Raw genomic sequence first — 11464 nt, forward strand, 5'->3', positions numbered from 1 at the left:
GGGAAAAGTCGTGGTGTGCGCGGCGATGAAGAAGCTGCTGCAGCTGGCTTATGGCGTGCTGAAATCGGGTCGTCCGTTCGATGCCGAAATATGTCTTGCCAGGTAACCGGCAAGACGGTATCTACAGCAGGACGGCAAGCCTGAGCTGGTCAGGTAAATTCAATCCCACACATTGCGCGATGAATCGCGCCGCTACGGGTTAGTGCACCTACTTTCTGCGAAATAATTTGTGCCACAGCAGCCCGTCAAGCCCGAGCTGTTCAGGCAGGTTTCAGTCCCATTCCGCAACGATCGCGGGTTTAGTTGCGGCGCACTTTATTGCGCGATGAATCGCGCCGCTACGGGTTAATGCACCTAATTTCTGCGAAATAATTTGTGCCACCGCAGGACGACAAGCCCGAGCTGGTCAGGCAAGTTATAGCCCCATTCCACACCGGTTGCGGTTTTGGTAGCGGCGCAATTTATTGCGCGATGAATCGGACCGCTACGGGTCAGTGCAGCTAATTTCTGCGAAATAATTTGTGCTAGCGCAAGGCGGCAAGCCTGAGAGTCCCCGGGAGCATACATTAGTATGTGACCGGGGCGAGCAGGCGCTGCCAACGCCGCGATAGTGCAAAGAATGAAGCAGAAGTTCTGCGAAATAATTTGTGCCACCGCAGGACGACAAGCCCGAGCTGGTCAGGCGAGTTATAGCCCCATTCCACATCGGTTGCGGTCTTGGTAGCGGCGCAATTTATTGCGCGATGAATCGCGCCGCTACGGGTTAGTGCACCTAATTTCTGCGAAATAATTTGTGCCACCGCAGGACGACAAGCCCGAGCTGTTCAGGCTGGTTTCAGCCCCATTCCACAACGATCGCGGGTTTAGTTGCGGCGCAATTTATTGCGCGATGAATCGCGCCGCTACAAATGTTATGCGGCCTGCAGTTACCTGCATTAATACGAAGCAGCCAATCTGCGAAATAATTTGTGCTAGCGCAAGGCGGCAAGCCTGAGAGTCCCCGGGAGCATACATTAGTATGTGACCGGGGCGAGCAGGTGCAGCCAACGCCGCGGTAGTGCAAAGTATGAAGCAGGCGCAGCCAGCGCCGCGATAGCGCAAAGTATGAAGCAGAACTAGCGTTCGTCGCGCCGTCCGCCGACTGCCGCCCAAATCCGGCGCACATGCACGGTCACTTCTTCGCGGTCGTGATACAGCTGGCGCGCCTGGATCTGCGCGTTTACGCCCTTCTCCTTCAGCGCCGCGTCCATCATTGCCAGGTTCTGCGTAACTTCTTCATAGCGCTTTTTCATTGGCAGCTTGAGGTTGAAGATCGCCTCACGGCACCAGCCGTTGACCAGCCATTCGGTCATCAGGCTGGCGACGCGCACCGGTTTTTCCACCATGTCGCACACCAGCCAGCTGATGTTGCTGCGCGGCGGGCGGAATTTGAACCCGTCTTCGCGGCAGTGCGTAACCTGTCCGGTATCCATCAGGCTTGGTGCCATCGGGCCGTTATCCACCGCGTAGACCCACATGCTGCGCTTCACCAGCTGATAGGTCCAGCCGCCGGGGCAGGCACCGAGATCGACCGCATACATGCCGCTGCCCAACCGTTCATCCCACTCATCGGCCGGCACGAACACATGGAATGCTTCTTCCAGCTTCAGCGTAGAGCGGCTTGGCGCATCGGCCGGGAACTTCAGGCGCGGAATGCCCATGTAAAACGGCGAGTTGTTGTGCGGCAGCGAATAACCAACATAGCAGGTGCCCGGCGCGATAAAGAACACATGCACCACCGGACGTTTATTGCTCTCATAATTCAGCAGGATTTTGCTGTCGCGCAGGCTGGCGCGCAGCGGTACCGTCAGCTTGCGGCAAAATTTGGTCAGCTCTTTGGCTTCATTGGTGTCGGGCACTTCAACGCGCAGCTCGCCGCCCTTCTCCACTACGCCGCTCAGCATACCGACGATCGGGGTAATACGATCTTCTGGCGGGAGATCGCGCAGCAGCTCGCCCACCACCAGCATTTGCCGGGCAAAAATCAGCTCCGCGAACGGCAGCGTGGCGATCAGTTTTTCCGCCTCTTCCGGCTGATAGCACTCAAACAGCACGTAACCGGCGTCATCTTTAACGCGCGGAAAACCGTAGATTTCGCGTTCCGCTGCTTTGGCACTGATTTCTGCCGCACACTCTTTCTCAAATCCCGGACGGCAATAGAGTAAAACTTTATTCATGGCGATCTGCCTTTCGTTTCAGACGCAGCGCGCCAATCAACATCAAAAACCAGCCAATCAGGAAGCACAGGCCTCCAACCGGCGTAACAAACACCCAAAACTTCAGGTGCGACAGCGCCAGACAATACAGGCTGCCGCTGAACAGGACGATACCCAGCGCCATCGCGGCGCTACTCCAGTAAAACCAGATATTGGCGCGACGCAGCATCGCTGCGCCAATACCGATAATCGCCAGCGTATGATACGCCTGATATTCAAGGCCGGTATGGATCCACGCCATCTCGGCCGCGCCGAGCGCTTTGCTCAGCACGTGCGCCCCAAAAGCACCAAACGCCACCAGCAGAAAGCCGCTGATGGCGGCAAATATAAACATGGCACGACTGGACATTCATTTATCCTCATGGTGAAACCGCACATCACTGTGCGGCAGGCAACGCGTTAGTGATCGTAGCGGAAGCGGAATTTTTCTTGTTCAGTTGCGGCTTTTTCCAGAATCCACTGCCGAAAGGCGGCTATTTTACCCAGTTCTGCCTGGCTGTCATGACAAACCAGATAAAAAGCATTTTTACTCACTAAGACATCGTTGAAAGGACAGACCAGCCGTCCGGCCTCAATTTCACTCTGCGCCATCACGTTATTGGCCAGCGCCACGCCCTGGCCGTGGATCGCCGCCTGCAGCACCATGGCGCTGTGGCTGAAGATCGGCCCCTGCTGAACATTAATGTGCTGCAAGCCCAGCTGACGAATATAGGATTGCCAGTCACGGCGCGAGGCGTCATGCAGCAGCGTGAAATGCGCCAGATCGGCTGGTGATTTGAGCGGATTGTCGCCGGTCAGCAGCAGCGGCGAGCACACCGGCAGCAGATATTCGGCATACAATTTTTCTACCCGCAAACCGGGCCAGTTGCCGCGGCCGTAAAAAATCGCCACGTCGACATCGTCGGCCAGCTTCTCCTCATCACGGTCTACCGCCTGGATACGCACATCAATGCCCGGATAAGCCAGATTAAAGCTGGAGAGGCGCGGAACCAACCACTGAATGGCGAAACTCGGCAACAGGCTGACGGTGAGAGCCCCTTTGGCACTGCGCGCCTGCAGTTTGCGCGTGGCATCGTTCAGTGCCGAAAAAATCTCTTTGATATCGAGATAGTAGCTTTGACCCTCTTCGGTCAGTAACAGCGAACGATTGCGCCGGCGAAACAGCTTGAGACCGAGAAAATCTTCCAGCGATTTAATCTGATGGCTGACAGCCGCCTGGGTGACAAACAGCTCCTCAGCGGCTTTGGTGAAGCTCAAATGACGGGCCGCAGCGTCGAAGACGCGAAGAGCATTAAGCGGCGGAAGGCGTTTTGACATGGTTTTCCGTACCCGGATTGACAGCGTAACACTGCAACTTATACAAAGTCGTTACGTATTAGATTTTTTAATCCGAGACATTATAATTTGTCCGTTGAGGAAGCTCCAGCAAATACCTATAGTTGCCGCACTTCCTGAGCCGGAACGAAAAGATTTCTGGAAACGTGCGAGAGATCGCAGACTTTTAGAGAGCTTTTGGCTTGTGGTCGTGATGTTGTGTTTGCATTTTGATCTGACGATTGCAGATCAAACTTTTAATTCCTGTAGATTTACCCTGTCTGTCCATAGTGATTTTAAATAGCACCGCAAATTGCGGTGCTTTTTTTTACCTGCTAGCCGGGCTTACTGGCCCATTTCCACCATCTCTTTCACATCTGAGCGGTTAATCTGCTGCTCGTTGCCATTGGCATCTTTATAGCTGATCATACCGGTTTCATCGTCAACTTTTGGTTTGCCATCCGCAACAATGGTGCGACCATCATTAGTATGCATGACGTAGTTGCTGGAACAGGCGGCCAGGGTAAAGGCCATGGTGCACACGGCCAGCACTGCGGCGAGTTTATTCATCTTCTATCTCCTTGCAGATTGATTGCATTAAACCACCCGCGTGCGCTGACCAGTGGCAGCAAACAGAGCGATCGACTGGAACAGACCGATTCGTTATGCGGGTTTCGGTTCAAACCTTGCAATAATTAGCATAACGCGCTTTTCCAGCTTTGCCAGGCCACGGCGTGGCTTTCAGCCTGGTCCTAACATCCAAGTAAGTGAGCTGAGTATGACCCATTTCTCTCCTGGCGAGTTTCGTCAGCAGTTTCCCGCGCTGAGCGATGCGGGTGTCTATCTCGACAGCGCTGCCACCGCGCTGAAGCCGCAGGCGGTGATTGACGCGACCGCACAGTTTTATTCGCTGAGCGGCGGCACCGTCCACCGCAGCCAGTTCGCCGCTGCCCGCGCGCTGACGGCACAGTATGAACAGGCGCGTGCGCGCGTGGCGCACTGGCTGCAGGCGGCGGACGATCGGCAAATCGTCTGGACGCGTGGCACCACGGAAGCCATCAACCTGGTGGCGCACAGCTGGCTGGCGCCGCGCCTGCAGCCGGGCGACGAGATTGTAGTGAGCGAAGCCGAGCACCACGCCAATCTGGTGCCGTGGCTGATGGTGGCGCAGGCCAGCGGTGCGAAAGTGATTAAGTGGCCGCTTGGCGCTGACCGGCGGCCGGATATCGCCCTGCTGCCGCAACTGCTCAACGCGCGCACCCGGCTGCTGGCGATAGGTCAGATGTCTAACGTGACCGGCGGCTGTCCGGATCTGGCGCAGGCGATTACGCTGGCGCACGGCGTTGGGGCGAAAGTGATGGTGGATGGCGCGCAGGGCGTGGTGCACTGCCCGCCGGATGTGCAGGCGCTGGATATCGACTTCTACGCCTTTTCCGCGCACAAGCTGTACGGCCCGATGGGCACTGGTGTGCTGTACGGCAAAGCGGAGCTGCTGGACGCGATGCCGCCGTGGCAGGGCGGCGGCAAGATGCTGACGCAGGTCGATTTCAGCGGCTTCACGCCGCAGCCGGTGCCGTGGCGCTTTGAAGCAGGCACGCCGAACGTGGCGGGCGTGGTCGGGCTGAGTGCGGCGCTGGACTGGCTGGGGCAGTACGATGCGGAAAAAGCCGAACGCTGGAGCCAGCAGCTGGCCAGCCTTGCCGAAGAGCAACTCAGCGCTATTCCCGGCTTCCGCAGTTTCCGCTGCGGCAGCGCCAGCCTGCTGGCGTTTGATATCGCCGGTATTCACCACAGCGATATCGTGACGCTGCTGGCGGAACAGGGCATCGCGTTGCGCGCCGGCCAGCACTGTGCCCAGCCGCTGATGGCGGCGCTTGGCGTCAGCGGCACGCTGCGCGTCTCATTTGCCCCCTATAATAATCTGCAGGACGTGGACGCGCTGGTGCGCGCCATGCACCATGCCGTGGATTTACTGAGTGAGTAACGTAATGACATCAGCCCTGCTTGCCCCCCATCCGTTTGGTGATCTGATTACCGAAGCCAGCCTGACGGAGAAGTTTGCCCATTTTCATCAGTGGGAAGATCGCTATCGCCAGCTGATTCAGCTCAGCCGCCAGCTGCCGGCGCTGCCGGAAGCGCTGAAAACGGCGGACATTGAGCTCTCCGGCTGCGAAAACCGCGTCTGGCTCAGCAGCCAGCAGCGGGCCGACGGCACGCTGCATTTTTACGGCGACAGTGAGGGGCGCATTGTGCGCGGATTGCTGGCGGTGCTACTGACAGCGGTGGAAGGAAAAACGCCCGCAGCGCTGTTAGCCACAGACCCGCTGGCGCTGTTTGATACCTTAGGGCTGCGCGCGCAGCTGAGCGCCTCGCGCAGCAGTGGTTTACAGGCGCTGGCTGAGGCGGTACAGCGTGCTGCCCGCGCGCATCAGGCAGACTGACGCGCCGCGCGCGCGAGGAATTTTTTCAGCGCGTGCGACACTGCAACAAAACCAAAGGTGGCGGTCACCATGGTGGCCGCACCAAAGCCGGCGGCACAGTCCATGCGCTTTGGCCCTTCCGCCGTGCTGCGCGAAGCGCATACGCTGCCGTCCGGCTGCGGATATACCAGGGCTTCGGTAGAGAACACGCAGTCGATCCCCAGTTTACCCTTGCTGTTTTTCACTACGCCAAAATCACTTTTCAGCCGCTCGCGCAGTTTGGCAGCCAGCGGATCCTGAATGGTTTTGGCTAAGTCACTGACCTGAATCTGCGTCGGATCGATCTGTCCGCCGGCGCCACCGGTAGTGATCAGCGGGATCTTATTGCGCCGGCACCAGGCGATCAGCGCAGCCTTAGGGCGCACGCTATCAATCGCGTCAATCACATAGTCGAACCCCGCCGCCATCAGCTCAGCGGTATTGTCCGGCGTGATAAAGTCATCGATGCAGATCACCTCACACTCCGGATTGATGGCGTGAATACGCTGCGCCATCACCTCGGTTTTCGCCTGACCGACATGCCCCTGCAACGCATGAATCTGACGGTTGGTATTAGTAATACACACATCGTCCATGTCGATCAGGGTAATTTTACCGATGCCGGTGCGCGCCAGCGCTTCGGCCGCCCAGGAACCGACGCCGCCGATGCCGATGACGCAGAAATGCGCGTCAGCAAAACGCTGCAGTGCTTCCTGCCCGTAGAGACGCGCCGTGCCGCCAAATCGCTGGCGCCAGGCGTCGCTGACAACTTTCATAGCTAACCTTTTAGTACGATGCGCGGACGCGCACCCGACAAACCCAGGGTGCGCAGCCTATCAATTTGCGCCGATAATCAATGAACCATTATTGCCGTTTTGCGGATTGCTGAACAGCGGCTGGCCGGTTCCCGGCGCGGCTTTCAGTACCCAGACGCGGCCATAATGGTTGTAGAAGCCCGCCAGATGCGCCGCATCCGGGCCGACACCCTGGTAGATATCGAAGTGCTGGCCTTTGATCGCGCCGCCCACGTCCAGCGCGACCATCAGGCGCATCTCATATTTGCCGTTGAATTTGCCCTTCTCATTCAGCTGCGGCACTTCAGCCAGCAGCGCCGTGCCGGCGGGAATCAGCGAACGATCGGACGCTACCGAGGCTTTGGCAATCAGCGGTACCGCGCTGGCACCGCGCACCGGCACATACTCTTCCGGCTTGAAGAACACGAACGACTGGTTGGTTTCCAGCACATTGCGCACTTCCTGCGGCGAGTGCTCCTGCGCCCACTGCCGAATCGCCTGCATCGACATGTCTTCGCGCTTCACTTCACCGCGATCGATCAGCTCTTTGCCAATACTGTGGTAAGCCCAGCCGTTCTTGCCGCCGTAGCCGAAGAAGCGCAGCGGACGGCCATCGCCGAAATCGACATAGCCGCTGCCCTGCACGTCCATCATAAAGTTGTCGATCAGCGAGTTGCTCCAGGCAATCACATAACGCTCATCCAGTGCGCCACTATAGATAGAAGCGCGGCTTGGCAGCTTCTGTCCGCGTGGGCGCGGCGGCATGCGATAAATCGGATACTGGAATTCGCCCTGACGGGTATAACGCGCTTCCACCACCGGCGTGTAGTAACCGGTAAACTGTACGTTGCCGTAGCTGTCGGTGCCTTCCATCTGATAGGCGTTCAGGCCGAACTGGCGCAGCTGACGCGTATCGGCGCCGGAGAGCAGCCAGTTCTGAATCGCACTGTAAGTGCCGAGGTTGCGGCCATACAGACCGGACGACGCCGACTGGATCTGCTGCACCTGCAGGCCGAAATCACGGCCATTGACCGGACGCCCTTTGGCGTTCGGCTCATTCACCAGCCCGAGCGGTTGCTCCAGCTTGCCATCAATATATTGCTGACCGCGATCGGTCGGCTTAGAGCTACAACCGGCTAACAGCGCCAGAAATGCGCCAGTAAGTGCATACTTCGCCCAATGTCCTTTCATTACCTTCTCTTTTTAAGCTGGTTGTTTGCACGGCGACGATAGCAAAGGGGCAGACAGAATGAAATCTGCCGCAGGCTAGCGCGCTCACATCTGTATAATAAATCGCCCAATGGCCAAATAATTCAGCAACTGTTTGTCTATTTAGCGCTTTAACGCAAAAAAGGGGTTGCATCATCATACGCCCGGTGTATAGTGCGCATCCACGGACGCGGGGTGGAGCAGCCTGGTAGCTCGTCGGGCTCATAACCCGAAGGTCGTCGGTTCAAATCCGGCCCCCGCAACCAATTCTTCGTAATGAAGAGACAATGTGGCAAGTCGCTTAGCGCGACAGACGGACGCGGGGTGGAGCAGCCTGGTAGCTCGTCGGGCTCATAACCCGAAGGTCGTCGGTTCGAATCCGGCCCCCGCAACCAATTGTCTTAACGAAGAATACAATGTGCAAAGTCGCTCAGTGCGACAGACGGACGCGGGGTGGAGCAGCCTGGTAGCTCGTCGGGCTCATAACCCGAAGGTCGTCGGTTCGAATCCGGCCCCCGCAACCACTTCTTCAGACGAAGAACATCACAACACCCTGACGGGTGTTTTTTTGTTTCTGCGCCCGGTAAAAAGCGGCATCGCTGCCGCCCTGCCCTAACGCCGTGCCAGCACGCCGCCTTTGTCAAAATACGCCTTGATGCCGTGCAGAATGGCTTCCGCCACCTGATGCTGATAGCGCGGCGTACGCAGCTTCCGCTCCTCTTCAACGTTACTGATAAACGCCGTTTCCACCAGAATCGACGGGATATCCGGCGCTTTCAGCACCGCAAAGCCGGCCTGATCCACCGTGCGTTTATGCAGGTGGTTAATGTGGCCCATGCGCGTCAGCACTTCTTTGCCAAACTTCAGACTGTCGCTGATGGTCTGCCGCTGCACCATATCGAACATGGTGTGGTCGAGATAGCGATCGCCGCTCATGCTGACCCCGCCGATCAAATCCGCTTCGTTCTGCGTCTGGGCGAGAAAGCGCGCAGCGGCCGAGGTTGCGCCGCTGGTGGAGAGCGCGAAGACCGAAGAGCCGCGCGCCGCCCGGCTGGTAAAAGCGTCAGCGTGAATCGAGACAAACAGATCGGCGCGCTGTTTGCGCGCTTTCGCGACCCGCACGCGCAGCGGTATAAACACATCTTCGTTGCGCGTCATGTAAGCCTTCATATTACGTTCTTTGTCGATCAGCGCTTTCAGATAGCGTCCAATCTTCAGCACGATATCTTTCTCGCGCGTTTTGTACTTGCCGTGCGCGCCGGGATCTTCCCCGCCGTGACCGGGATCGATCATGATAATAATCGGTCGATCGCGCCCGGCTTTGCCCGGTAGCGGCGCCTGCGCCGGTTGATCGCGCTCCAGTTCGCCCTGGTTGTAATCCTTCAGTAACGCCAGCAGCGGATCCTCTTCCTGTGACGACTGGCTGGGATAGAGATCGACCACCAGCCGGTGGCGAATACCCGCGACCGGATCGAGGGTGAAGGTTTTCGGAGCCACGCTGCGCTTCAGCTCCAGCACCACGCGCACCGTGGTGGGATCGAACTGACCGACGCGCGCGGTTTTAATGTAGGGATCGTCCACCCGCACCAGCTTATCAATGCCTTTCAGCGCGCTGTTGATATGCAGGTTCTGGATATCGATCACCAGCCGTTCGGGATTGCTCAGCGTGAACTGCTTATAGTGCAGCGCGACGCTGGATTCCAGCGTCACGCGCGAGTAAGTCGAGGATGGCCAGATGCGCACGGCCACAATGTGCTGACTGGCCGCAAAACCGCTGCGCGTCACGCTCAGCAACCACAGCGCACCTGCGCCCTGTAAAAGTCGTCTTCGGGTAAAAGCTTCGGACATGCCGCTCCAGCTACTGTGTTATGTCTAAAAAATCGTCAGTTGACGAGCAGAAGGCGAAAACTTTATTCAATGAGGAATGTCTTGTCTTGCCGGAAAAACCAGATAATGCAGTCTGTTAGCGCGGCTTGCATCAGGAAAATCGTAAAGTAACGTCAGGTCCGATGCTTGCAAAAAGTAGCGAAAAAGCATAAAAATACAAAAATTTCGAATAACCATTCACAGAGGGTTTGCCGTGAAGGAACGCAGTACCGAACTGGTTCAGGGTTTTCGCCATACCGTTCCCTATATTAATGCCCACCGTGACAAGACGTTTGTCATCATGCTGGGTGGCGAGGCCATCGAGCATGAGAACTTCTCCAGCATCGTTAACGATATCGGCCTGTTGCATAGTCTCGGCATTCGCCTGGTGGTGGTTTATGGCGCACGGCCGCAGATCGATGCCAGCCTCGCGCAGCAGCAGCTGGAGCCGATTTACCACAAACACACGCGCGTGACCGATGCCCAATCGCTGGAGCTGGTGAAGCAGGCGGCCGGGCGTTTACAGCTCGATATTACGGCGCGTCTGTCGATGAGCCTGAATAATACGCCGCTGCAGGGCGCGCATATTAATGTGGTGAGCGGTAACTTCATCATCGCTCAGCCGCTGGGCGTGGATGACGGCGTCGATTACTGCCACAGCGGCCGCATCCGCCGCATTGACGAAGAGGCGATCCATCGTCAGCTGGATAACAATGCCATTGTGCTGCTGGGGCCGGTGGCGGTCTCGGTGACCGGCGAAAGCTTTAACCTGACCTCGGAAGAGGTGGCGACGCAGCTGGCGATCAAGCTAAAAGCCGAGAAGATGATCGGTTTCTGCTCCGAACAGGGTGTAACCGACCGCGAAGGCACCATCATTTCCGAGCTGTTCCCGAACGAGGCGCAGACGCGGATTGATGAAATGGAGAGCGACGGTGATTTTCTCTCCGGCACCGTGCGCTTCCTGCGTGGCGCGGTCAAAGCCTGCCGCAGCGGCGTGCGCCGCAGCCATCTGATCAGCTATCAGGAAGATGGCGCACTGCTGCAGGAGCTGTTCTCGCGTGACGGTATCGGTACGCAGATTGTCATGGAGTCGGCCGAGCAGATTCGCCGCGCCAACATCAACGACATCGGCGGGATTCTCGAACTGATTCGTCCGCTGGAGCAGCAGGGCATTTTGGTGCGCCGTTCACGCGAGCAGCTAGAGATGGAGATTGACAAATTCACCATTATTCAGCGCGACAATATGACCATCGCCTGCGCAGCGCTCTATCCGTTCCCGGACGAGCAAATCGGCGAGATGGCCTGCGTGGCGGTGCACCCCGACTATCGCAGCTCGTCACGCGGCGAGCTGCTGCTGGAGCGCGTAGCGCTGCAGGCGCGGCAGATGGGGCTGAAGAAGCTGTTCGTGCTGACAACGCGCAGTATCCACTGGTTCCAGGAGCGCGGCTTCACGCCGGTGGATATTGAGTCGCTGCCTGAAAGCAAAAAGCAGATGTACAACTATCAGCGTCGTTCCAAAGTGCTGATGGCAGACTTACGCTAAGCGCCACTGCTCATCAAAGCGCCG

Annotated in this window: 10 protein-coding genes, 3 tRNA genes and 1 pseudogene; 7 read left to right on the top strand and 7 right to left on the bottom strand. The window is 57.7% G+C overall.

All coding sequences use genetic code 11. From position 1 onward, the window contains the following. Positions 1-106: pseudogene (locus C1Y42_RS12705) on the top strand (IS110 family transposase); the annotation flags it as partial. Between the two features lie 1009 nt (positions 107-1115). Here C1Y42_RS12705 and rlmM read toward each other — a convergent pair. The 4 genes from rlmM to C1Y42_RS12740 all read right to left on the bottom strand — a co-directional run bounded on the left by rlmM (position 1116) and on the right by C1Y42_RS12740 (position 4139). Next, on the bottom strand, positions 1116-2216 hold the full coding sequence (gene rlmM / locus C1Y42_RS12720; RefSeq protein ID WP_021507383.1) for a 23S rRNA (cytidine(2498)-2'-O)-methyltransferase RlmM: 1101 nt from the start codon (positions 2214-2216) through the stop codon (positions 1116-1118). Continuing rightward, a complete protein-coding gene (locus C1Y42_RS12725; protein WP_021507384.1) occupies positions 2209-2604 on the bottom strand; it encodes a DUF423 domain-containing protein in 396 nt (131 codons plus the stop codon). The genes rlmM and C1Y42_RS12725 overlap by 8 nt, the downstream gene beginning before the upstream one ends. A 50-nt stretch (positions 2605-2654) precedes the next feature. Then, the gene (locus C1Y42_RS12730) at positions 2655-3572 is read right to left on the bottom strand and encodes a transcriptional regulator GcvA (RefSeq protein ID WP_010616414.1); all 918 of its coding nucleotides are present in this window, start codon (positions 3570-3572) and stop codon (positions 2655-2657) included. A 342-nt stretch (positions 3573-3914) separates the two neighbouring features. After that, positions 3915-4139, bottom strand: a complete 225-nt coding sequence (locus C1Y42_RS12740) for a YgdI/YgdR family lipoprotein (protein ID WP_010616412.1) — start codon at positions 4137-4139, stop codon at positions 3915-3917. A 208-nt stretch (positions 4140-4347) separates the two neighbouring features. Here C1Y42_RS12740 and csdA point away from each other — a divergent pair, with 208 nt between their 5' ends. After that, entirely contained in the window at positions 4348-5553 is a 1206-nt protein-coding gene (gene csdA, locus C1Y42_RS12745) for a cysteine desulfurase CsdA (RefSeq protein ID WP_104093651.1), read from the top strand. A 4-nt stretch (positions 5554-5557) separates the two neighbouring features. Next, positions 5558-6010 carry a cysteine desulfurase sulfur acceptor subunit CsdE gene (gene csdE, locus C1Y42_RS12750; protein ID WP_058771612.1) on the top strand — a complete coding sequence of 151 codons (453 nt, stop codon included), beginning with the start codon at positions 5558-5560 and terminating at the stop codon, positions 6008-6010. Here csdE and tcdA read toward each other — a convergent pair. Together tcdA and mltA are read right to left on the bottom strand one after the other, a co-directional pair. Continuing rightward, complete coding sequence (tcdA, locus tag C1Y42_RS12755; RefSeq protein WP_021507387.1) at positions 5998-6804, bottom strand: tRNA cyclic N6-threonylcarbamoyladenosine(37) synthase TcdA; 807 nt, start codon at positions 6802-6804, stop codon at positions 5998-6000. The genes csdE and tcdA overlap by 13 nt on opposite strands. 60 nt (positions 6805-6864) lie before the next feature. After that, positions 6865-8013: a murein transglycosylase A gene (gene mltA / locus C1Y42_RS12760; RefSeq protein ID WP_021507388.1), complete on the bottom strand. Its 1149-nt coding sequence runs from the start codon at positions 8011-8013 to the stop codon at positions 6865-6867. Between the two features lie 207 nt (positions 8014-8220). Between mltA and C1Y42_RS12765 the strand changes: the two genes are divergently transcribed. From C1Y42_RS12765 to C1Y42_RS12775, 3 genes are all read left to right on the top strand, one after another. After that, positions 8221-8297 (top strand) — tRNA-Met (locus tag C1Y42_RS12765). Between the two features lie 52 nt (positions 8298-8349). After that, positions 8350-8426, top strand: a tRNA-Met gene (locus tag C1Y42_RS12770). A gap of 52 nt (positions 8427-8478) precedes the next feature. Further along, positions 8479-8555, top strand: a tRNA-Met gene (locus tag C1Y42_RS12775). Positions 8556-8643: 88 nt separating this feature from the next. Here C1Y42_RS12775 and amiC read toward each other — a convergent pair. After that, positions 8644-9879, bottom strand: coding sequence for an N-acetylmuramoyl-L-alanine amidase AmiC (gene amiC, locus C1Y42_RS12780; RefSeq protein ID WP_104093652.1), 1236 nt, complete (start codon positions 9877-9879; stop codon positions 8644-8646). Between the two features lie 232 nt (positions 9880-10111). Between amiC and argA the strand changes: the two genes are divergently transcribed. Continuing rightward, a complete protein-coding gene (gene argA / locus C1Y42_RS12785) occupies positions 10112-11440 on the top strand; it encodes an amino-acid N-acetyltransferase (protein WP_021506712.1) in 1329 nt (442 codons plus the stop codon). Positions 11441-11464: the final 24 nt, after the last annotated feature.

The sequence above is a fragment of the Pantoea sp. ICBG 985 genome, from assembly GCF_002928365.1.
Taxonomy (GTDB): Bacteria; Pseudomonadota; Gammaproteobacteria; order Enterobacterales; family Enterobacteriaceae; genus Pantoea; species Pantoea dispersa.

Coding starts and splice junctions, on each gene's coding strand:
- C1Y42_RS12730 (WP_010616414.1), bottom strand. CDS start 3,572: ATGTCAAAACGCCTTCCGCCGCTTAATGCTCTTCGCGTCTTCGACGCT.
- amiC (WP_104093652.1), bottom strand. CDS start 9,879: ATGTCCGAAGCTTTTACCCGAAGACGACTTTTACAGGGCGCAGGTGCG.
- rlmM (WP_021507383.1), bottom strand. CDS start 2,216: ATGAATAAAGTTTTACTCTATTGCCGTCCGGGATTTGAGAAAGAGTGT.
- tcdA (WP_021507387.1), bottom strand. CDS start 6,804: ATGAAAGTTGTCAGCGACGCCTGGCGCCAGCGATTTGGCGGCACGGCG.
- csdE (WP_058771612.1), top strand. CDS start 5,558: ATGACATCAGCCCTGCTTGCCCCCCATCCGTTTGGTGATCTGATTACC.
- mltA (WP_021507388.1), bottom strand. CDS start 8,013: ATGAAAGGACATTGGGCGAAGTATGCACTTACTGGCGCATTTCTGGCG.
- csdA (WP_104093651.1), top strand. CDS start 4,348: ATGACCCATTTCTCTCCTGGCGAGTTTCGTCAGCAGTTTCCCGCGCTG.
- C1Y42_RS12740 (WP_010616412.1), bottom strand. CDS start 4,139: ATGAATAAACTCGCCGCAGTGCTGGCCGTGTGCACCATGGCCTTTACC.
- C1Y42_RS12725 (WP_021507384.1), bottom strand. CDS start 2,604: ATGTCCAGTCGTGCCATGTTTATATTTGCCGCCATCAGCGGCTTTCTG.